Below are 21468 nucleotides of genomic sequence, written 5' to 3'. Positions count from 1 at the left end.
AGTTTTGCAAAATACGTTGTTATCAAAGCGCGGTTTCAGCATTGGGTTCCGCGTCCCGCCCCGAAATCGGCACATCCGGCGCTTTTTTTGGACCGGCGCTGTGCCATAGTGCGGCCGCAAGCAAGCTTCGTAACGGATGATACCGGCCATGCCGCCAGGCGCCCTGCCCCGCTCCTCCATCGAGATCGAATACACCAAGCTATCCTCGCCCAGCGTTTTCCTGGTGCGGATGCTGGTTTTTCTGGTGCTCTGCACGCTGGTGGGCGTGGTGCTCTACAAGCAGATCATCCAGGCTTTCTTCGCCAATCCCGGCCTCAACGCCCTGATCGGGGCGGTGCTGTTCATCGGCATCGTGCTGGCCTTCCGCCAGGTCATCCGGCTCTATCCCGAGGTCTCCTGGGTCAACAATTTCCGCATCGCCGATCCCGGCCTGGCGCCCGCCCGCCACCCCAAACTGCTGGCACCGATGGCGATGATCCTGGGCGGCGAGCGCACCGGGCGGATGACCATTACGCAAACGACCATGCGGCACCTGCTCGATTCGATCGCGACCCGCCTGGACGAGGCCCGGGACATCTCCCGCTACATGACCGGCCTGCTGGTCTTCCTCGGCCTGCTCGGCACCTTCTGGGGCCTGATCGAGACGGTCGGCTCGGTCGGCAAGGTGATCGACGGGCTCAAGGTCGGCGGCGATGCCGGCGCGCTGTTCGATACGCTGAAGGAGGGGCTGGCCGCCCCGCTCGGCGGCATGGGCATTTCGTTTTCGAGCTCGCTGTTCGGCCTCGCCGGCTCGCTGATCCTCGGCTTCCTCGACCTGCAATCGAGCCAGGCGCAGAACCGTTTCTACACCGACCTCGAAGACTGGCTCGCCACCACCGTGCGCGAATATGGCAGCGGCGAGGTTGCCGTCGCATCGAGCGGCGGCGTTGCGAGCGGCGAGCTCCAGGCCGCAGTCGAGCGGCTGCGCATCGTGCTCGAGGAAGGCACTGCCAGCCGCAGCACCACCGCGTCGATGGCGAGCCTTGCCGAAGCCATCCAGGCGCTGGTCTCGCACATGCGCACCGAGCAGCAGATGATCCGCGAATGGGCCGACGGCCAGGGCGAGCAGAACCGCGAGATCCGGCGCCTGCTGGAACGCATCGCCCGCCAGCCCGAGAAGAGTTGAGCTGCGCGACAGAGTATCGTGCCCCGGACGCAGCGCAGCACGCAGTGATGCGCTGCTGAGCCGGGGCCCAGAGAAACCAAGAATGGGTCCCGGCTCTGCGGAGCAGCGTTGCAAGCTGCACCGCGTCCGGGACAAGAGAGAAGCGGAGACGTAAATGGCTCTTGCCCGCGGCCGCCGCAGCGAAGGCGCCTTCAACTACTGGCCCGGATTCGTCGACGCGCTGTCGACGCTGGTGCTGTCGATCGTGTTCCTGCTCTCGGTGTTCCTGGTGGTGCAGTTCTTCCTGTCGCAGGAGGTCACCGGCAAGGACAAGGCGCTGGAGCTACTCAACGCCAAGATCGCGCAGCTCAACGAACTGCTGTCGCTGGAAAAGCTCGGGAAGCTCACGCTCGACGACCAGGTGTCGCAACTGAAGGCCGGGCTCGCCTCGGCTGAGTCCGAGCGCGACCGCATGAAGGGCCTCTATGAGGGCCTTGCCAATGCCGGCAGCGACGCGCAGGGCAAGACCACCGAGCTCGGCAAGGCGCTGGACTCGGAGAAAGCAGTCTCGGCGCGGGCGCTCGCCCAGATCGAGGTGCTGAACCAGCAGATCAGCGCGCTGCGGCGACAATTAGCGGCGCTCGAAGAGGCGCTCGACGCCTCGGAGAAGCGCGACAAGGAATCGCAAAATCGAATTGCCGATCTCGGATCCCGCCTGAATGTCGCATTGGCGCAGCGCGTGCAGGAATTGTCGCGTTACCGCTCCGAATTCTTCGGCCGCCTGCGCACCATCCTCGGCAACCGCCCCGACATCCGCGTGGTCGGCGACCGCTTCGTGTTCCAGTCCGAAGTGTTCTTCGACACCGGACAGGCGACTCTCTTGCCCGAGGGCCGCGCTGAGCTCGATACATTGGCAACCGCGCTGATCGACCTCGACAAGAAGATCCCGAACGAGATCCCCTGGGTGCTGCGCGTCGATGGCCACACCGACGTGCGGCCGGTCAACGGTCCGAACTTCAAATCCAACTGGGACCTGTCGGCCGCCCGTTCCATCTCGGTCGTGCAGTACCTGATCTCTCTCGGTGTGCCGGCGCAGCGCCTGGTCGCCGCCGGTTTCGGCGAATTCCAGCCGCTCGACACCGCCAATACCGAAGACGCCTACAAGCGCAACCGCCGCATCGAGCTCAAGCTGACGGAGCGGTAGTGAGCGCCCTCCGCCTCCGCCCCTACGTGGCCTCCGACGAAGCGGCCGCGATCTACCTCTGGCATCGCACCTGGCAACAGGCCTATCCGCAGATCGACTTCGCCGTGCGGCTGGACTGGTGGCGCGAGCGCTGGCGCAAGGATTTGGTGCCGAAGGCCTCGATCGTCGTCGCGGAAACGGACGGCGCATTGGCCGGCTTCGTCACCATCGATGGCGAAGGCTATCTCGACCAGCTCGTGGTCGATCCCGATCACTGGGGCTCGGACGCGGCAAGGCTGCTGGTGGAGGAAGCCAAGCGCCTGTCACCCGCAGGCGTCACGCTGCTCGTTAACAAGGACAATGCCCGCGCCATCCGCTTCTACGAGCGCAACGGCTTTGCCCATGCCGGCGACGATGTGAACCCGACCTCGGGACGGCCGGTGTTGAAGATGGAATGGAAGCCGTAAAGGCAAGTCCCTCGACAAAAAATGTCGAAAACAACCCCATGCACAGTAGCTGATGATAGCGGAATCAACGGCTTACGCGGGCAGCAAAGCTCTTTGACTCGTCGGGCAAAACAGGAGCATTTTGCTATGATCAGGTACTGGAGCTGTTGTGGCTCGAAGCTCCCTCTAAAAGCTCTGCTGTCAGTCCCGGCGAAGGCGGGGAATCCAGTACGCCGCGGCTTATCGATTGATTGCTGACGTCTCGGAATATTGGATCACCCGCCGCAGTGCGCAAGTGCGCACAAGGCGTGTGATGACACCGTGAGTGCGGCGCCTCACGCCCCCTCGAACTGCAGCCTCGCCAGCCTCGCATAAAGCCCGTTCACAGTCACAAGCTCGGCATGCGTGCCCTGCTCCACGATCTTGCCCTGGTCCATCACCAGGATGCGGTCGCAGGAGAGCACAGTCGCCAGGCGGTGCGCGATCACCAGCGTGGTGCGGTGGCGCATCAGCTCCTCCAGCGCGGTCTGCACCAGCGTCTCGCTTTCGGCGTCGAGCGCGGAGGTCGCTTCATCCAGCAGCAGCAGCGGCGCATCGCGCAGGATGGCGCGGGCGATCGCGATGCGCTGGCGCTGACCGCCGGACAGCGTCACGCCGCGCTCGCCGAGCGGGGTCTCAAAGCCTTCGGGCATGCGGCGGATGAATTCGGCGGCGTGCGCCAGCTCGGCTGCGCGCTCGACCTCGGCATCGGTCGCATCCGGCCGGCCGAAGCGGATGTTCTCGCGGGCGCTGGCGGCGAACACGGTCGACTCCTGCGGCACCAAGGCAATGTGCGCGCGGAAGTCGCGCGGGTCAGCCGACTTCACCGGCACGCCGTCGAGCGAGATCGCGCCGCCCCGCGGATCGTAGAAGCGCAGCAGGAGATGGAAGATCGTGCTCTTGCCGGCGCCGGAGGGACCGACGATCGCGACCTTCTCGCCGGGCCGCACGGTGAACGACACGGCGTCGAGCACATTGACGTCGGGCCGCGCGGGATAAGAGAAGCTGACGCGATCGAACCCGACCTCGCCACGCGCCGGCACCGGCAGCGCGCGCGGCGACGCGGGCGCGGTGATGTCGGGCTGGACATGCAAAATCTCGAACAGGCGTTCGGCGGCGCCGGAAGCCGCCGAGACCTCACCCCAGACTTCGCTGAGCTGGCCGAGACCGGCTGCGGCGAAGGCCGCATAGAGCACGAACTGCCCGAGGCGACCCGGCGTGATGGCGCCGGTGAGCACGTCATGCGAGCCGATCCAGAGGATCGCGACCACGCTTGCGAACACGATGAAGATGATGATGGCGGTGAGCACCGCGCGCGCCTGCGTCGAGGTGCGCGCGGCCTCATAGGCCTGCTCGACTTCGCCGCCGAAGCGCTTCGCAGCCAGCCCCTCGCTGGTATAGGCCTGCACGGTGCGGATCGCGCTGACCAGCTCGCCCGCATAGGCCGAGGCTTCGGCGAGCGTGTCCTGCGCATTGCGCGACAACCGCCGTACCCAGCGGCCGAAGGCGACCAGCGGCAGCACGATCAGCGGAATGGCGAGCAGCACGAAACCGGAGAGACGCGGGCTCGTAATCACCATCATGGCTGCCGCGCCAAAAAACATCATCAGATTGCGCAGCGCGATCGAGACGGAGGCACCGACCGCGGATTTGATCTGCGTGGTGTCCGCGGTGAGGCGCGACACCAGCTCGCCGCTGCGCGCGGAATCGAAAAAGCCCGGCGAGAGCGACAACAGGTGAGAGAAAACGTCGCGCCGCAAATCGGCAACGATGCGCTCGCCGATCGTCATCACGAGGTAGTAGCGCGCGGCACTTGCGAGCGCGAGCACAGCGACGACCGCGATCATCACCGAGAAGTAGCTGTTGATCAGCGCGATGCCTTCCGGCGTCAGGCCGAAATCGATCATCCGGCGCACCGCGACCGGCACCAGCAGCGTGGTCAGCGCTGCAACCGTCAGCGCGACGAAGGCGAGCGCCGCCCGGCCGCGATAGCGGGCCACATAAGGCGCAAGCGCGAGCAGCGGCCGCAGCCGCGCACGGCTCTTCGCCGGCGCCTCCATCAGCTCGACTTCGATCGAGGAGTCTTCTACAGGCCCGGTTTCAAGCCGTTCTACTGCGCTCATGAGGTCCGACCAAAAGAGGATAACTCCGCTCCAGATAGGCCGGGGGACCGGGCGTGGCAAATCCGGGATGTGCGTTAAGGGACTGCCCGGCTCTCAAGGCCCGGCCAAGTTCCCGGCAATGACTTGTTTTACCGGGTCCCGTGGGGTATAGACCCGGCCAAATCCGTCATCGATCATCACTCAAGCGTGCGGCGCCGGTCGCCCTAGGAATTGCCATGAAAGCCGAGATTCACCCGAATTATCATACGATTAAGGTCGTGATGACCGACGGAACCGAGTACCAGACCCGCTCGACCTGGGGCAAGGAAGGCGACACGCTGAACCTCGACATCGACCCGAAGTCACACCCAGCCTGGACCGGCGGCAACGCGCAGCTGATGGATCGCGGCGGCCGCGTCTCGCGCTTCCAGAAGAAGTTCTCGGGCTTCCTCAAGAAGGATTGATCCGGCCGCGAGGCTGGAAACGAAAAACGCCCCCGGGAGACCGGGGGCGTTTTTGTTTTGGGGACGACCGTCGCGTCGCTACCAGACCCGTTATCCTGAGGCGCGAGCCACGCGACGCACAGCGTCGCGTGGGGAGCCTCGAAGGATGAACGGCCACAGTGGGGCCGTCGCCCTTCGAGGGCCGCTGAAGAAGCGGCCACCTCAGGATGAGGGTTCGATATTCAGGGTGACGGTGTCGAAGTTGCTTGGAGCCTACCGCTCGAACGCGGCCTTCAGCGCGTTGAGGTGCGGCACCAGCGGGTTGCCGATCGTGGGGTGATCGGCCGGCGGGGTGTGGATGGTGGTGTCGAGGCGGCGCACGCGGGTCTGGAGGCTCATCGAACGATGGATCAGATCCTGCAGCTGCGACGGCAGCTTCTCGATGGTGTCCGCGGCACCGGGATCGGCGGCCGAGAGTTTGACCTTGGTCTTCTCGCGATTGGCCTGGCCCAGCGTCATCTCGCCTTCCTTCACCGCACGATGCAGCAGCAGCCATGAGGCGAGCTGCATCAGGCGGGTGGTGAGACGCATGCTTTCGGTCGCATAAGTGAGGCTGACGGCGCGATCGAGCGCCTTGGCCTCGGTGCGGCCGGCGCCGTCGAGATAGGCGGCGGTCTCTTCGACGAGATCCATACCCTCCCGGAACAGGGTGCCAAACGCCGCAGAATTGGTGAACCGCTCGCTGAGTTGAACGAGAGCGCCGTCGGCCTGCAAACGTTCCATGGTTAACGCCCCTTACGCAACTGTTTACCCGTCCGGCTTTGGCGCCGGCTTATGATGAACAAATCATTGCGCGCGCGGGACGCGGAGTCCAGCGACAAGCGCGGATATGGTTTCCGCGGGTCTTTCCTCGGGTTTCAATCTGAGAGAGACGCAAAAAAGAGCCGCCGGAAGACCGGCGGCTTTGAAAGTTGATAACAGGGAGGCGTCAAACAGAGTGGACAGGAGCCACTCGGTGTCCAAACGAGGACAGTTCAGTCATAAACCCGAAAGCTTAATTAGGAGTAAACGAACGATTTTTTTGAGGGTTCGTTAGCCATGTCGGTCATTGGCTGAGTGGCCATCGTGCCCCGGACGCAGTGCGGCGCGGAGTGCTGCACTGCTAAGCCGGGGCCCAGTCCTTGGCTGAGGTGTTGGAGAGGCATGGGTCCCGGCTCTGCGGAGCGTCACTGCGTGCCGCACCGCGTCCGGGACACGAGAGTGGAGCACCGGATCCTACGACTTGAAGACGCTGTTCGCCGCATCGCGCGAGGCGCGCTTTTTCGTCGCGGCTTCCTCCAGCCTTGTGATCTCGGTCTTGAGCAGGGCGACGCGCTCGGTCAGTTCCTCGACCGACAAGAGTGAGAGGTCCTGTCCGATCTCATGACTGATCTTCTTGCGCGGGCGGTCGTCGTCTTCCATCACCATGGTCGTTCCTCCTGCGTTCGGGTAGCCCAAACGGCTGAAGCGGTTGCCAGCTTGGACCGCGCTGGCTAATCAAAGGCCTCGTCCCATCCCGCACCTTTGCTCAAGGACAAATCATGGACAAGCTGCCCGCGCAAATGACCGTGGTCGCCATCTCCAAGCCCGGCGGACCGGAGGTGCTGGTGCCGGAACAACGGGCGCTGCCGCAGCCCGGCCCTGACGAGATCCTGGTCAAGGTGCAGGCCGCCGGCGTCAACCGGCCCGACGTGGCGCAACGTTCCGGCGCCTATCCGCCGCCGCCCGGCGCCAGCGACCTGCCCGGCCTGGAAATCGCAGGCGAAGTGGTGGCGGTGGGCAGCAATGCCAAACGGCACAAGATCGGCGACAAGGTAATGTCGCTGGTCGCTGGCGGCGGCTATGCCCAATACTGCATCGCCCAGGATGGCCAGGCGATGAGCGTGCCGCCGTCGCTGTCGATCATGGAAGCCGGTGCACTGCCGGAAACCTTGATGACGGTCTGGCACAATGTGTTCGAGCGCGGCGGGCTGAAGGCCGGCGAGACGCTGCTGATCCATGGCGGCTCCTCCGGCATCGGCACCATGGCGATCCAGCTTGCGAAAGCGTTCGGAGCGAAGGTGTTCGTCACCGTCGGCTCGCAGGACAAGATCGATGCCTGTCTCAAGTTAGGGGCCGACCGCGCCATCAACTACAAGACCGAGGACTTCGTCGCCGTGGTCAAGGCGGAGACCAGCAATGCCGGCGTCAATCTGATCCTCGACATGGTTGCCGGCGACTATGTCGACCGCAACTATGATGCCGCCGCGGTCGACGGCCGCATCGTGCAGATCGCAACCCTCAACGGACCCAAGGTCAGCATCAACGTCGCCAAGGTGATGGTGAAGCGGTTGACCCATACCGGCTCGACGCTGCGTCCCCGTAGTAATGCGGACAAGGCAGCGATGGTGGCTGCGATCGAGGCCAAAGTGATGCCGCTCCTGCGCGAAGGCCGCGTCAAACCGCTGATGGACAGCTCTTTCCCGCTGGAAAAGGCGGCCGACGCGCACCGGCGGATGGAGACCAGCGCACATATTGGCAAAATTGTGTTGGAGGTCTAGGCCTCTGGCCCACAGGGCGAGGCGGAAACCCTTTGATTTTCCTCGCTTTCGTGGCATCTATCGCGACGCGCCGAACCATCTCGTTCCGTTCGGAAAATGCCTTGCACTGAAGAGTTGCGTCGAACGCGGAGAACTCACCTTGCGTCTGATCAGGTGCCTCGCGCCCATTGCGCTGGGCCTCATGATTCTTGTCGCCGCGTCGCCTGCACGCGCGCTTGACGCTGTCAGCGTCCGCGGCGATGCGCCTGCGATCGACCTCACCGGCGTGCTCGAGCACCAGCGCAGCGATGCCGACCGTATCCAGGTCTCGACCGCCCCCGGCACCGACGGCATCGTCCGCCGCATCGAGGTGCGCGCCCGCGAAGGTGGCCAGAACTGGGTGGTGTTCGCGCTCGCCAACAACACCGACGACCAGCTCGACCGCCTGATTGTCGCCCCGCATTACCGCATCGTCTCCTCAGGGCTGTTGTGGCCCGACCTCGGGCTGTCGCGCATCGCGACCATCACTCCTTCGACCGGCGACCGGCCGGAGCGCCAGGAAAGCCCGACCGCCGACGTCTTCCGCATCACGCTCGATCCCGGCGCCGTCATCACCTTCGTCGCGGAACTGCGCACCGACAAGCTGCCGCAGCTCTATCTGTGGGAGCCGGAAGCCTACAAGGACAAGGTCAACTCGTTCACGCTGTACCAGGGTATCGTGATCGGCATCTCCGGGCTTTTGGCTCTCGTTCTCACCATCTTGTTCGTGGTCAAGGGCAGCATCATGTTCCCGGCCGCCGCGGCGCTGGCCTGGGCGGTGCTGGTCTATATCGGCGTCGATTTCGGCTTCTGGGGCAAGGTGCTCGACATGTCGAACAACGCCGAGCGCATCTGGCGCGCGGCGGGTGAGGCGATCCTGGCGGCAACGCTGCTGGTGTTCCTGTTCGCCTATCTCAACCTCAGTCGATGGCACGTGCGCTACTCCCACATCACGGTGGGTTGGCTCGCCTTCCTGGGCTCGCTGGTGGCGCTCGCTTTGTTCGATCCGGCCGTGGCCTCCGGCATCGCGCGCATCTCACTGGTGCTGATTGCCTTCGCCGGCTTCGCGCTGATCGTCTATCTCTCGACCCACGGCTTCGACCGCGCAGTGCTGCTGATCCCGACCTGGTTCCTCCTCGTGGTCTGGGTGGTCGCAGCCGGCATGACGGTCGCGGGCTCCGTCACCAACGACATCGTCGGCCCTGCCTTGCTCGGCGGGCTGGTGCTGATCGTGATGCTGATCGGGTTCACCGTCATGCAGCACGCCTTCGCCGGCGGCGGCGCCACCACCGGCGTCGTCTCCGACATCGAGCGGCGCGCGCTGGCGCTGGCCGGCTCCGGCGACCTGATCTGGGACTGGGACGTTTCCGCCGACAAGGTCTTCACCAGCCCCGAGACTGAAGCCCTGCTCGGCCTGAAGCGCGGCACGCTGGAAGGGCCGGCAGCATCCTGGCTGGAAGTGCTGCACCCGCTCGACCAGGACCGTTTCCGCGCCGCGCTCGACAGCGTGCTCGACCAGCGTCGCGGCCGCCTCGTGCAGGATTTCCGCCTGCGCACGCCGGACGGTCATTTCATGTGGTTCGCGCTGAAGGCGCGCCCCGTGGTCGGCTCCGACGGCGAGGTCTCGCGCGTGGTCGGCACGCTCACCGACGTCACCGAGCTGCGCAACGCGGAAGAGCGCCTGCTGCACGATTCCGTGCACGACAACCTGACCGGGCTGCCCAACCGCAAATTGTTCATGGACCGGTTAGGTGCGGTCGCGCATTTCGCCAAGACCATGCCGACGCTGCGGCCGACGCTCATGGTAATCGACCTCGACCGCTTCAAGCAGGTCAACGATTCCGTCGGCATCGCGGTCGGCGATTCCATCCTGCTGACGCTCGCCCGCCGCCTCACCCGAATCCTGAAGCCGCAGGACACGCTGGCGCGGCTCGCCGGCGACCAGTTCGGCCTGATCCTCCTGTCGGAGCAGGATCCCGCCCGCATCACCGCCTTCGCCGAAACCATCCGCAAGACCATCCGCGCGCCGATCGCCTTCAACGATCGCGAGATCTTCCTGACCGCCTCGATCGGTCTCGCGCTCTCTGATCCGCAAACCCAGCTCACGGACGAGATCATCAAGGACGCCGAGCTGGCGATGTATCATTCCAAGCGCATCGGCGGCGACCGCATCGACGTCTACAAGCCGGCGATGCGCGCCCGCAAGACCGACCGCCTGACGCTGGAAAGCGAGCTGCGCCGCGCCATCGAACGGCAGGAGCTCACCATCCTGTACCAGCCGATCGTGCGGCTGGAAGACCGATCGGTCGCCGGCTTCGAGGCGCTGGTGCGCTGGGATCATCCGAAACTCGGGCGCATGGCGCCGTCGGAGTTCATCACCATTGCGGAAGAGACCGGCCTGATCATCGACCTCGGCATGTTCGTGCTCGACCAGACCGCAAAGCAGCTCTCGATCTGGCAGCGCGCGATGCGCTCGCGCGAACCGATCTTCGCCAGCGTCAACGTCTCCTCGCGGCAGTTGCTGCGCCACGACCTCATCCACGACATCCGCACCGTGCTGTCGCGCTCGTCGGTGGCGCGTGGGACGTTGAAGCTGGAATTGACGGAATCCCTGGTGATGGAGAATCCGGAGCACGCAGCCCAGATGCTGACGCGGATCCGCGAGCTCGGCACCGGACTGTCGCTCGACGATTTCGGCACCGGCCATTCTTCGCTCGCCTATCTCCAGCGCTTCCCGTTCGACACCATCAAGATCGACCAGTCGTTCGTGCGCACGACGAACCGCGGCACCCGCCCGGTGATCCTGAAATCGATCATCGCGCTCGCGCATGATCTCGGCATGGACGTGGTGGCGGAAGGCGCCGAGACCGATTCCGACGCGGTCGAGCTCTACCAGCTGGGCTGCGAATACGCGCAGGGCTTCGCCTTCGGCGAACCGATGGACGCCGACGCCGCGATGCGGCTGCTGACCGAAGTACGGCTGGAAGCGGCGAGCTAGTCGCTCTTCTTCCTTCTCCCCTCGTGGGAGAAGGTGGCGCGAAGCGCCGGATGAGGGGTTTCTCTCCGCGAGTCTAAGGCAAGAGAGCAGCGCACGGAGAGAGACCCCTCACCCGTCTCGCCGCTCCGCGGCCAGCCACCCTCTCCCACAAGGGGAGAGGGGAAGAACGCTCGAGCCTTACCCCGGCCGCCGCCGGTCGCTCTTCTTCTTCGTGAACCTGACGCTCTGGCCGTCCGGCATCCGCATCGCCACGAAACCCGCGGCCAGGCAGGCCTCGCGCTGCGGCATCTGGATGTCGGGGCTGCGCAGGCTGTCCCACCATGAGGCACGATTCGCCGCGCGGGGCAGCGCCGCGCCGATGATCTCCTCGATCTGCTCAAAGCTCAGCACGAATTCCATCTGCTTCTGCCGCATCAGGTAATCCCGCAACGCGTCGTAGTCGTTCACCGCCGTCCTCTATCCACTTGTCGGAAGCCTGGTCTGCCCAAAAGCGTGGCCTATGGAAACCAATTCTTAACTCATTGCAGCAGCGCCGTCCCGGCTTAAACACTACTCAAGCTTTCAGGCGCATCCACTAGTGTCGGGAGCAAAGGATGCTGTCTGGATGGCGCGAAGTCACGGCCCGCCGGCCGTGGCGGATTTCGGCGAAGCTGCTGATCATCTCGTCCGTCGTGACGGTGATCGGCTTTTCCGCCATTTGCGTCAACGTGATGCTGGACATGCGTCGCGGCGAGGAGGCGCTGGCGCGCCAGACGCTGGAAAACCTGGCGACGACGATCGAAGCCGACATCAGCCGCAATATCGAGATCTACGACCTGTCCCTGAGGGCGGTCGCCAACAACATGCTGCTGCCCGAGATCGCCACGGTCTCGAAGCCGGTCCGTCACCTCATCCTGTTCGATCATGCGACCACGGCGAGGCATTTCGGCGCCATCCAGGTGTTCGATGCCGACGGCAGGCTGACCATCGACGCCTCCACGCTCGATCCCATGCCGGAGAACCGGGGCGACGAAGACTATTTCAAGGTTCATCGCGACAATCCCGACGCCGGACTGTTCATCAGCCGCCCGATGCTATTCCGCGGCGCCTATTCCATCGTGTTGAGCCGACGCATCAGCGACACCGACGGCGGCTTCATGGGCGTCGTCGCCGGCTCGATCCGCTTCAGCTATTTCCACGAGCTGTTCGAGCGGCTGAGCCTTGATCCCGCGGACACCATCACCGTGCTGAAGCGCGACCGCACCATCATGATGCGGCGGCCGTTCGACCTCGACGTCATCGGCAAGAATCTCGGGATACAGCAGAGCTGGAAGGCCGACAATCTCAAGGCCGGCGGATCCTTCGCGGGCCAGGGCCCGGTGGACGCGACGCCGCGCCTCTACGTGCGCAGCACCAGCTCCGGTCCGATGTTCGTGGTGGCAGGCAAGCCGCTGAACGCCGTGTTCGAGCTCTGGCAGAAGGAGGCCTATCGCATCGGCGCCGTGGTGCTGGCGCTCATCCTGTTCATGCTGGCCTCGACGCTGGTGCTCGCCCGCGAGATCGGCCGGCGCGCCGACGCCGAGGACAGGCTCGAGGAAATGGCCACGACGGATTCGCTTACCGGCCTGCGCAACCGCCGCAAGTTCGACCAGGCGATCGACCTCGAATGGCGGCGCGCCATGCGCCAGAAGGCGCCTGTCGCGCTGCTGATGATCGATGCCGATCATTTCAAGGCCTATAACGACACGTTCGGCCACCAGGCCGGCGACCAGGTGCTGGTCGGAATCGCCATCTGCATCTCCGATTCCGTGCGCCGCGCCGGCGACTGCGCCGCGCGCTATGGCGGCGAGGAATTCGCCGTGCTGCTGCCGAACACCTCGACCGCCGACGCGTTCAAGGTCGCCGAGACGATCCGCGGCAAGGTGCAGGGCTGGTCCGACGACGGAGCGGGATCGACCGTCTCCTGCGGCGTCGCCAGCCTCGCTCCCACCGCCGGCATGGACTGGTCGGTCCTGGTCGCCGCCGCCGACAAGGCGCTCTATGCGGCGAAAGCCGGCGGCCGCAACCAGTCCGTGGTGGCAAGTGTTCCGAAGCTGTCGCTGGTGGCGTAAGCGGCTACGCCGCGATTGGGCGGTGAACAACTCACGAAATACTCAGGTGTCGTCCGGCGAAGGCCGGGACCCATAACCACAGGGAGTGGTTTGGCGAAGACTAGCAGTTCGGTACGCCTAGCGCTCGCAATCGATAGATCACGCGGTATGGGTCCCGGCCTTCGCCGGGACGACACCGAGGGCTACTGCCCCAGATACTTCTTCATTTCCGCAATCAACCCGTCGCGCAGCTCAGGCCGCTTCAGGCCGTAGGCGATGTTGGCGCGCAGGAAGCCGGGCTTGGAGCCGCAGTCGTGGCGCTCGCCCTCGAACTCGACGCCGTAGAATTTTTGCGACCTGGCGAGTCCGATCATGGCGTCGGTGAGCTGGATCTCGCCGCCGGCGCCGCGCTCCTGGGTCTCCAGGATCTTGAAGATCTCCGGCTGGAGAATGTAGCGGCCGGTGATCGAGAGGTTGGAGGGCGCGGTGCCCTTGGCCGGCTTCTCGACCATGCCGTCGACCTCGAACATCTTGCCGGTGCGTTTTCCTACGCCGCAGATGCCGTATTGATGGGTGAGATGGTCGGGCACCGCCTCGACCGCGATCAGATTGGATTTCTCGCCGAGCGCGGTCGCGGTCTCGATCATCTGCTTCAGGCAGCCGGGCGTGTTGAGCACGAGCTCGTCGGGCAGCACGACCGCGAACGGCTCGTTGCCGACGATGTCGCGCGCGCACCAGACCGCGTGTCCGAGGCCGAGCGGCGCCTGCTGGCGGGTGAAGCTGACGGCGCCGGCCTCCGGCTGGTTCTGCGCCAGAACGTCCTGCTCGGCCTTCTTGCCGCGCGCAGCGAGCGTGGCGTCGAGCTCGAACATCCGGTCGAAATGATCTTCGATGACATTCTTGTTGCGGCCGGTAACGAAGATGAAATGCTCGATACCGGCTTCCCTGGCCTCGTCATAGACATACTGGATCAGTGGCTTGTCGACGATGGTCAGCATTTCCTTCGGCATTGCCTTGGTGGCGGGCAGGACGCGGGTGCCGAGGCCGGCGACGGGGAATACAGCTTTGCGGATTTTCATGTGATTGATCGAATACCTTGGGACACATGTGAAAGAAGCAATGGCATCTTGCTAGCCGTTTTGCAGCCGGTAACAAAGGCGGATGTAGGGCTCCGTCTCAGGGAATTTGAGAAAAAGGTGACCAGCAGAAATTCACCTTTGTTAAGATATTGGCAACCGTAACGAGGCCTCCTGATGGCGGATTTTCGGCCGGACGGGTGGGACATGAGGCAATTGGTGACAGCGGTAGCTTTATCTTTGACCGGCGCAACAATGCTTGCGGCCGCCCTGCTGTTCCCGCCTGCCGCGCAAGCGCAGTCCCAGAACGGCCTGTCGAACCTGTTCGGCGGTATTTTCTCCGGCTCGAACCCGGCGCCCTCGCAACCCGCGCCCGGCCCCGGTGGCGCCCAACCCTGGAGCGGCGAGGACGGCGCCTCCGGCCATCCGCTGATGACCGCGGCCGCGATCCGCGAGGCGGCTTCCAATTTCGACAACTGCGTCGCCGGAATGTGGCCTGATGCCGCACGGCGCGGCATCACGCAGGAAAACTTTCAGCGCTTCACCGCCGGGCTCGCCCCCGATCTGCGCATCATGGACCTGATGGATTCGCAGCCCGAATTCACCAAATCGATCTGGGACTATCTCGACATCCTCGTGAACGACAACCGCCTCGCCAAGGGCAAGGAAGTCCTCGCCAAGTACAAGGCGCAGTTCGACGCCACCGAAAAAGCCTATGGCGTCGATCGCACCATCATTGCCGCGATCTGGGGCATCGAGTCGAATTACTCGACGCAGATGGGCGACCGCAGCGTGCTGCAATCGACCGCGACGCTCGCCTGCATCGGCCGCCGCCAGGCCTATTTCAGGGACGAGTTTCTCTCAGCGCTGGAGATCCTCAATCGCGGCGATTTGCGGCCCGAGCAGATGCGCGGCTCCTGGGCCGGCGCCTTCGGCCCGACGCAGTTCATGCCGACTGCGTTCAAGCGCTTCGCCGTGGACGGGGACGGTGACGGCCGGCGCGACGTCGTCGACAACGCAAGCGACCTGATCGCCTCGACCGCCAACAATTTGAAGAAGGACGGCTGGCAGACCGGCCAGACCTGGGGTTTTGAGGTCGTGGTGCCCCAGGGCTTCAACTACATGCTGGCCGATCGCGCCAAGGCGATGACGATCGCGCAGTGGGAAAAGCTTGGGCTCAAGCGCCCGACCAGCCAGCCGTTCCCGCACCCGGCGGAGAAAGCCTATCTGCTGGCGCCCGCCGGCGCGCAGGGGCCCGGCTTCCTGATGCTCCAGAACTTCCGGGTCATCATGAAATACAACCCGGCCGAGGCTTATGCGATGGCGATCGGCCATTTCGCCGATCGCCTGCGCGGCGGCCAGCCCTTCGTGCAGCCGTGGCCGCGGCAGGAACGGGAACTGTCGCGCACCGAGCGGCTGGAACTTCAGCAGCTGCTGGCCCAGCGCGGGTTCTACAAGGGCACCCCGGACGGGCAGTTCGGCGGCCAGACCCGGGAGGCGCTGCGCAACTTCCAGGCCTCGATCGGAGTGCCGGCAGACGGGTTTGCCTCCTCCGACGTGCTGGAACGGCTGCGCGGACGGTAAAATCGCGCCGAAAGTAACCCTGAACAGGGATTTTGGCAGGCAGCCTTGACGCAGGTGGCTGATCCCCGGTGTATGGGGCAAGAATCTGCAAGAAAATCTGCAAGAGAATTTGCCCGTTTGCGGCCTGATTCCGTTATTATATCGAGCCTATTCCAGACCCCGTTGCGCGCGCCCGAGATCGCATGTCGAAGCCCAGGCCCCAGTCCAAGTCCTTGTTCAAGGCGCTGACCGAGACCGGCCCGTTGATCGCGCTGGGGACTGCGCTTGCGATCCTGGTCTCGATTGCGGGACCCGCGTCTGCGCAGTTCTTCAACTTCCCCGGCTTCGGCGGTCCGCCGCAGCGCTCGGCCCCGCCACCACGAAGCGGCGGCGGATGGTTCGGTGGCGATTTCTTTGCGCCGTTCCAGCAGCAACAGCCGCAGGCGCCGCGTCAGGATTTTTCGCGCGCGCCTTCGCCAGCCAAGCGCGACACCATCCCCGACAAGAACGTGCTGGTGATCGGCGACGCGATGGCCGACTGGCTCGCCTATGGCCTGGAAGACGCCTACACCGAGCAGCCCGACATGGGCGTGATCCGCAAGCACAAGACCACGTCCGGCCTGATCAAATACCAGCCGAAGGGTGAGCCCTCGGACTGGGCGATTGCTGCGAAGGGCATCCTCGAAACGGAGAAGCCCGACGTCATCGTCGTCATGCTCGGCCTCAACGACCGCATCGCGATCCGCGAGCCCGCAGCAGACAAATCCGACAAGGCCACGGACAAGAAGAACGACAAGGGCGCGCGCGCCAAGCCGCAAGGAAAGCCAGGTGACGCCAAGCCAGGCGATGCAAAGCCCAACGGCACTGACACTGCCGCCAAGCCGGCCGACACCGACCTGCCGCAGGACGACGCCGACAACGCCGATACGCCGGCGGTCGCCGCACCTGAAAAGAGCGCGCGCAACCCGAACGGCCTCTACGAATTCCGCGACGACCGCTGGGTCGAACTCTACAGCAAGAAGATCGAGGAGCTCGCCGCCGTCCTCAAGACCAAGGGCGTGCCGGTGCTCTGGGTCGGCCTGCCCGCGATCCGCGGACCCAAGGGCACCACGGACATGCTGTTCCTGGATTCGCTCTATCGCGAGGGCGCGGCCAAGGCCGGCATCACCTATGTCGACGTCTGGGACGGTTTTGTCGACGAAGCCGGCCGCTTCCTCCAGAAGGGCCCGGACTTCGAAGGCCAGATCCGCCAGCTCCGCAGCTATGACGGCGTCTATTTCACCAAGCCCGGCGCGCGCAAGCTCGCGCATTATGTCGAGCGCGAGATCACGCGTCTGCTCGCAGGCCGCTCTGGCCCGATCGCGCTGCCAAGCGAGCCGGCGACGCCTGACACCAGCGCCGAGCCCGGCAAGCCCGCGCCGCGGCCGCTGGCGGGCCCGATCGTGCCGTTGGTAGCAGCCTCGATCTCGACCGATCAATTGCTGGGTGGACCTGGCACACGTCCCGCAGCGGTCGACGCGCTCGCCGCGAAGACACTGGTGAAGGGCGAGCCGCTGGCAGCCCCCGCGGGCCGTGCCGACGATTATGCCTGGCCACGCCGCGAGGTCGGCCGCGAGCAGGCCAAGGGCGATACGCCGATGGCGGCGACAACGCCTGACGGTGGTGCCGCTGCTCCCGGCACGCCGGGCGCTGCCGCTGCGATCGCGCCGCCAAAGCTCGCGCCGAAGAAGCCGCCGGTGCCGCAGCAGCCGGCACAGGCATCGCCGTCATTCCGTGATTTCTTCGGCTTCGGCTCTCCGCAGCCAGCGCCGCGGCAATTGGCACCGGTACCGCGCAGCCCGAACCCCAATCCCGCGATCCCGCGTCCGCCGGGTAATGTTGGGCGATCGGCGGAAGTGTTTCGGTAGCTACTGATCTCGTGTCCCGGCGGCAGGCAGAGCCGGGACCCAGCTCTTGCGACATCCACAAAGAATGGGCCCCGGCTCGGCAACGCGGCGTTTCACGCCGCATTGCGTCCGGGGCACGAGAGATGCGCGGGATGTCACTCAGCCGTAATAGCGCCAGCGCGGCGGCGGGCGGCGTGCGGGACGCGACATCAGCAAAGCGAGCGCGAAGCCGATGCCACCGGCGATCAGAAGCGAGCCGAGCGGGTTGTCCTGCACCTTCCGCGCGATGGCCTGCGAGCCGTCGCGAAGCGTGTCACCGCTGTTGTCGTAGGCATTCTTGGCGTAGCCCGCCGCAGTCTCGCCGGCGTCGCGTACGGCATCCTTGGCCTGGCCGTAAAGATTTTGCACGGTGCCCGCGGCTTCGCGGGCCTTGCCCGACGCCTGTGTCTGCGCATCGCCCGCCAGATCGCCGACTGCGCCTTCAGCGCGGCCGGCGAATTCCTTGGCCGATCCGACAATCCGATCCTTATCCATGATGCTCCTCCTCGGGGGTCAGCCGGAGTAACCGATCAGGCGCAGCCCAGTTCCATTTGGGTTAGAGAATGAGCCCGCCATCGACGACCAGCGTCTGGCCGATGATGTAGGACGACAGCGGCGAGGCCAGGAACAGCGCCGCGCCCGCCATGTCGGCCGGCGTGCCCAATCGCCGCAGCGGAATGCGCGACAGCGCGCCTTCGAGCCGCTTGGGGTTATCGGTCGTCACCTTCGTCATCTTGGTGTCGACGAGGCCGGGCGCGATGCCGTTGACGCGAATGCCGTCTTCGGCCCAGGCCTCACCCAGCGTCCGCGTCAATCCGACCGCGCCGGTCTTCGACGCGTTGTAGGCGGGATTGCCCATGGTGGAATGATAGGCCGCGGTCGAGGACACCATGATCAGCGCGCCCCTGGTATCCCGCAACATGGAATGGAAGCGCGTCGCGCAGGCCATCAAACTCATGAGATTGACCTCGACGACCTTGCGGAAACCCTCCATCTCGAATTCGCCACGGCGATAGAGCACCGCGCCCTGCGCGAGCACGAGCACGTCGAGTCGATCGAAGTATGGCTTGAACGCCTCGATCGCGCCGGCATTGCTGACATCGAGCTGCGCGTAAGACAGACCTGCGAGATCAGAACCTTCCTCCGGCGAATATTCCGCAGGCTGGGCACGTGTCCCGCAAACCGCGACATGTGCACCCTTGGCGCGGAAGGCCTGCGCGATGCCGTTGCCGATGCCGCTGGAACCGCCGACGACCAGCACCTGTCTGCCTGAGAAATCGAGCTCACTCGCCATCGCCGCCTCCCTTTTTGTTTGCTTGTTTGACCTGTCTGCGGATCGATGCCAGCCTCGTCAATCTCATAACAAAAAACAAGCACGCGGCGAGGAAACAGCATGTCTGACTTCAAGCAGCTCAGCCGGTCCGTGAAGGGCCTGACCGTTCTCGTCACCGGCGCGGCGAGCGGCATGGGTCGCGCGACCGCACGCGTGTTCGCCACTGAGGGCGCAAACGTCGCCGTCACCGATTATGATGAGCAAGGCGCGCTGGCCGTCGCGAGGGAAATCGTGGCGAGCGGTGGTACGGCGAAAGCCTGGAAGCTCGACGTCTCCGACGCCAACGAGATCAAGCGCGTGGTCGATGAAGTTGCGGCGCATTTCGGCGGGCTCGACATCATCATCAACAATGCCGGCATCTCCGTGCGCGTTGGAATCGATGACGAAGCTTACGAAGACGCATGGGCGAAAGGCATCGCCGTAATGCTGACGGCGCATCCGCGCATTATCCGCGCGGCGCTGCCTCACCTGCGCAGATCGAAGTCCCCGCGTATCGTCAACATCGCCTCGACCGAGGCGCTCGGTGCCACCGCACTGCACAGCCCCTATTCGGCGGCGAAGGGCGGCGTCGCGAGCCTGACCCGCTCGCTCGCGGTGGAGCTCGGCCGCGAGGGCATCACCGTCAACTGCATTTGCCCGGGCCCGATCCGCACCGCCATCACCGACCGAATCTCCGAGGAGCACAAGACCATCTACGCCAAGCGTCGCACCGCACTTGGCCGCTACGGCGATCCCGAGGAAGTCGCGCATATGACGCTGAGCCTGTGCCTGCCGGCGGCTTCTTTCCTGACCGGCGCGGTGATTCCGGTCGACGGCGGCCTGATGGCGCGTAACGCGTAAGAGGTATGCGGTCCAAACGTTGACATCGCCGGCCGCCGGAGTAGCTTTTTCGTCAACAGAGCGGGAGCAACCGCTCGCGGTCCGCGGGAGAAAACGCCATGACGATCGCCATCCGGCAGCTTCAGAAGCATTTTGTCGGCGAGGTTTCCGGCCTCGACCTGCGAAAGCCTCTCACCGAAGACGAGGCACGCGAGGTCGAAGCCGGAATGGACAAATATGCGGTGCTGGTCTTCCACGACCAGGACATCACCGACGAGCAGCAGATGGGCTTCGCGCTGAATTTCGGCCAGCGCGAGGACGCCCGCGGCGGCACGGTCACCAAGGCAAAGGATTACCGGCTGCAATCCGGCCTCAACGACGTCAGTAATCTCGGCAAGGACGGTAAGCCGCTGGCGAAAGACAGCCGCACGCATCTGTTCAATCTCGGCAACTGCCTCTGGCATTCCGACAGCTCGTTCCGCCCCATCCCTGCGAAATTCTCGCTGCTGTCGGCGCGCGTGGTGAACCCGAAGGGCGGCAACACCGAATTCGCCGACATGCGCGCGGCCTATGACGCGCTCGACGACGAGACCAAGACTGAGATCGAGGACCTCGTCTGCGAACACTCGCTGATGTATTCGCGCGGCTCGCTCGGCTTCACCGAATATACCGACGACGAGAAGCAGATGTTCAAGCCGGTGCTGCAACGTCTCGTGCGCACCCACCCCGTCCATCGCCGCAAGTCGCTGTATCTCTCGTCGCATGCCGGCAAGATCGTCAGCATGAGCGTGCCGGAGGGCCGGCTTCTGCTGCGCGATCTCAACGAGCACGCGACGCAAGGCGAATTCGTCTACGTCCACAAATGGAAGCTGCATGACCTCGTGGTGTGGGACAACCGCCAGACCATGCACCGCGTCCGCCGCTACGACCAGTCGCAGCCCCGCGACATGCGCCGCGCAACGGTGGCGGGAACGGAGCCGACGGTGCAACAGCAGGCGGCGGAGTAGCTGCAAATTCCGTCGTCCCGGACAAGCGCAGCGAAGCGGAGCGCAGATCCGGGACAACACCGAGGGTGTTGCGCCAGCTACGCGTGCCCCGCCTCGTTCGAGAGCATGCCGGGATCGATGCCGATCTTGCGCAAGGCGCGTCCGTATTTTTCATCGACGTCGTCGCCGAAGATCAAATCCGCGTCCGCGTCGCAATGCAGCCAGCCATTGCTCTGGATCTCGGTCTCGAGCTGGCCCGGCGCCCAGCCGGCATAGCCGAGCGCGAGGATGGCGTGCTTGGGCCCGGAGCCGCTGGCGATCGCCCGCAGGATATCGACGGTTGCGGTGAGGCAGACGCCGTCGTCGATCTTGAGCGTCGCATTGTCGATGTAGAAATCGCTGGAATGCAGCACGAAGCCGCGGCCGGTATCGACCGGGCCGCCGCGCAGCACCTTCATGCTTTCGGCATTCTCGGGCAGCTTGATGTGCTCGCCCTTCTTGACGATGCCGAGCTGCACCAGCAATTCCGGGAAATCGATGCTGCCAGCCGGATGATTGACGATGATGCCCATCGCCCCCTCCGCCGAATGGGCGCAGAGATAGATCACCGAGCGTTCGAAGCGGGAATCGCCCATCACGGGCATCGCGATCAGGAGCCGGCCGTCGAGATAGCCGGCCGAATTGGGAAATGCTGAGCCCGAGATCCGGGTGCTGTCGCCAGTCCTTTTGCCAGTAGGAGCCATCG

At 64.8% G+C, this 21468-nt stretch carries 19 protein-coding genes; 11 read left to right on the top strand and 8 right to left on the bottom strand.

The window, feature by feature from the left end; genetic code table 11:
- Positions 1-148 precede the first annotated feature (148 nt).
- The 3 genes from ABIB73_RS25715 to ABIB73_RS25705 all read left to right on the top strand — a co-directional run bounded on the left by ABIB73_RS25715 (position 149) and on the right by ABIB73_RS25705 (position 2794).
- Positions 149-1165: a flagellar motor protein MotA gene (locus ABIB73_RS25715; RefSeq protein ID WP_354228580.1), complete on the top strand. Its 1017-nt coding sequence runs from the start codon at positions 149-151 to the stop codon at positions 1163-1165.
- A gap of 154 nt (positions 1166-1319) precedes the next feature.
- Entirely contained in the window at positions 1320-2348 is a 1029-nt protein-coding gene (locus ABIB73_RS25710; RefSeq protein WP_354228579.1) for a peptidoglycan -binding protein, read from the top strand.
- The gene (locus tag ABIB73_RS25705; protein WP_354228578.1) at positions 2348-2794 is read left to right on the top strand and encodes a GNAT family N-acetyltransferase; all 447 of its coding nucleotides are present in this window, start codon (positions 2348-2350) and stop codon (positions 2792-2794) included. Before ABIB73_RS25710 ends, ABIB73_RS25705 begins: the two co-directional genes overlap by 1 nt.
- Positions 2795-3108: 314 nt before the next feature.
- Here the strand turns inward: ABIB73_RS25705 and ABIB73_RS25700 are convergent, their stop codons facing one another.
- Positions 3109-4935, bottom strand: a complete 1827-nt coding sequence (locus ABIB73_RS25700; RefSeq protein ID WP_354228575.1) for an ABC transporter ATP-binding protein/permease — start codon at positions 4933-4935, stop codon at positions 3109-3111.
- 215 nt (positions 4936-5150) lie between these two features.
- Here ABIB73_RS25700 and rpmE point away from each other — a divergent pair, with 215 nt between their 5' ends.
- Positions 5151-5378 carry a 50S ribosomal protein L31 gene (gene rpmE / locus ABIB73_RS25695; protein WP_354228573.1) on the top strand — a complete coding sequence of 76 codons (228 nt, stop codon included), beginning with the start codon at positions 5151-5153 and terminating at the stop codon, positions 5376-5378.
- Between the two features lie 252 nt (positions 5379-5630).
- On the opposite strand, the gene rcdA is transcribed toward rpmE, so the two are convergent.
- Positions 5631-6140: a protease adaptor protein RcdA gene (gene rcdA, locus ABIB73_RS25690; RefSeq protein ID WP_354228571.1), complete on the bottom strand. Its 510-nt coding sequence runs from the start codon at positions 6138-6140 to the stop codon at positions 5631-5633.
- A gap of 492 nt (positions 6141-6632) precedes the next feature.
- Positions 6633-6824 carry a DUF1192 domain-containing protein gene (locus ABIB73_RS25685; RefSeq protein ID WP_354228570.1) on the bottom strand — a complete coding sequence of 64 codons (192 nt, stop codon included), beginning with the start codon at positions 6822-6824 and terminating at the stop codon, positions 6633-6635.
- Positions 6825-6937: 113 nt separating this feature from the next.
- Between ABIB73_RS25685 and ABIB73_RS25680 the strand changes: the two genes are divergently transcribed.
- Both ABIB73_RS25680 and ABIB73_RS25675 read left to right on the top strand, forming a co-directional pair.
- Positions 6938-7936: an NAD(P)H-quinone oxidoreductase gene (locus ABIB73_RS25680; protein WP_354228568.1), complete on the top strand. Its 999-nt coding sequence runs from the start codon at positions 6938-6940 to the stop codon at positions 7934-7936.
- A 139-nt stretch (positions 7937-8075) separates the two neighbouring features.
- The gene (locus ABIB73_RS25675; RefSeq protein WP_354228566.1) at positions 8076-10952 is read left to right on the top strand and encodes an EAL domain-containing protein; all 2877 of its coding nucleotides are present in this window, start codon (positions 8076-8078) and stop codon (positions 10950-10952) included.
- Between the two features lie 177 nt (positions 10953-11129).
- On the opposite strand, the gene ABIB73_RS25670 is transcribed toward ABIB73_RS25675, so the two are convergent.
- A complete protein-coding gene (locus ABIB73_RS25670; protein WP_354228564.1) occupies positions 11130-11399 on the bottom strand; it encodes a DUF7662 domain-containing protein in 270 nt (89 codons plus the stop codon).
- A gap of 146 nt (positions 11400-11545) precedes the next feature.
- Between ABIB73_RS25670 and ABIB73_RS25665 the strand changes: the two genes are divergently transcribed.
- Complete coding sequence (locus tag ABIB73_RS25665) at positions 11546-13042, top strand: sensor domain-containing diguanylate cyclase (RefSeq protein ID WP_354228563.1); 1497 nt, start codon at positions 11546-11548, stop codon at positions 13040-13042.
- A 182-nt stretch (positions 13043-13224) separates the two neighbouring features.
- Here ABIB73_RS25665 and ABIB73_RS25660 read toward each other — a convergent pair whose 3' ends face one another.
- Positions 13225-14100 carry a UTP--glucose-1-phosphate uridylyltransferase gene (locus ABIB73_RS25660; RefSeq protein ID WP_354228561.1) on the bottom strand — a complete coding sequence of 292 codons (876 nt, stop codon included), beginning with the start codon at positions 14098-14100 and terminating at the stop codon, positions 13225-13227.
- Positions 14101-14352: 252 nt separating this feature from the next.
- Between ABIB73_RS25660 and ABIB73_RS25655 the strand changes: the two genes are divergently transcribed.
- Together ABIB73_RS25655 and ABIB73_RS25650 are read left to right on the top strand one after the other, a co-directional pair.
- On the top strand, positions 14353-15681 hold the full coding sequence (locus tag ABIB73_RS25655) for a lytic murein transglycosylase (RefSeq protein WP_354228559.1): 1329 nt from the start codon (positions 14353-14355) through the stop codon (positions 15679-15681).
- A gap of 182 nt (positions 15682-15863) precedes the next feature.
- Complete coding sequence (locus ABIB73_RS25650; protein ID WP_354228558.1) at positions 15864-17567, top strand: SGNH/GDSL hydrolase family protein; 1704 nt, start codon at positions 15864-15866, stop codon at positions 17565-17567.
- A gap of 138 nt (positions 17568-17705) precedes the next feature.
- Here the strand turns inward: ABIB73_RS25650 and ABIB73_RS25645 are convergent, their stop codons facing one another.
- Positions 17706-18080: a CsbD family protein gene (locus tag ABIB73_RS25645; RefSeq protein ID WP_354228557.1), complete on the bottom strand. Its 375-nt coding sequence runs from the start codon at positions 18078-18080 to the stop codon at positions 17706-17708.
- A gap of 61 nt (positions 18081-18141) precedes the next feature.
- Entirely contained in the window at positions 18142-18879 is a 738-nt protein-coding gene (locus ABIB73_RS25640; protein ID WP_354228555.1) for an SDR family NAD(P)-dependent oxidoreductase, read from the bottom strand.
- A 99-nt stretch (positions 18880-18978) separates the two neighbouring features.
- Here ABIB73_RS25640 and ABIB73_RS25635 point away from each other — a divergent pair, with 99 nt between their 5' ends.
- Together ABIB73_RS25635 and ABIB73_RS25630 are read left to right on the top strand one after the other, a co-directional pair.
- The gene (locus ABIB73_RS25635) at positions 18979-19758 is read left to right on the top strand and encodes an SDR family NAD(P)-dependent oxidoreductase (RefSeq protein ID WP_354228553.1); all 780 of its coding nucleotides are present in this window, start codon (positions 18979-18981) and stop codon (positions 19756-19758) included.
- Between the two features lie 98 nt (positions 19759-19856).
- Positions 19857-20744, top strand: coding sequence for a TauD/TfdA dioxygenase family protein (locus tag ABIB73_RS25630; RefSeq protein ID WP_354228551.1), 888 nt, complete (start codon positions 19857-19859; stop codon positions 20742-20744).
- A 77-nt stretch (positions 20745-20821) separates the two neighbouring features.
- Here the strand turns inward: ABIB73_RS25630 and ABIB73_RS25625 are convergent, their stop codons facing one another.
- On the bottom strand, positions 20822-21466 hold the full coding sequence (locus ABIB73_RS25625) for a YqgE/AlgH family protein (RefSeq protein ID WP_354228549.1): 645 nt from the start codon (positions 21464-21466) through the stop codon (positions 20822-20824).
- Between the last annotated feature and the right edge of the window lie 2 nt (positions 21467-21468).

This window comes from Bradyrhizobium sp. F1.4.3 (assembly GCF_040548375.1).
Lineage (GTDB): Bacteria > Pseudomonadota > Alphaproteobacteria > Rhizobiales > Xanthobacteraceae > Bradyrhizobium.
This window is presented reverse-complemented; position numbering and strand designations above follow the sequence as displayed.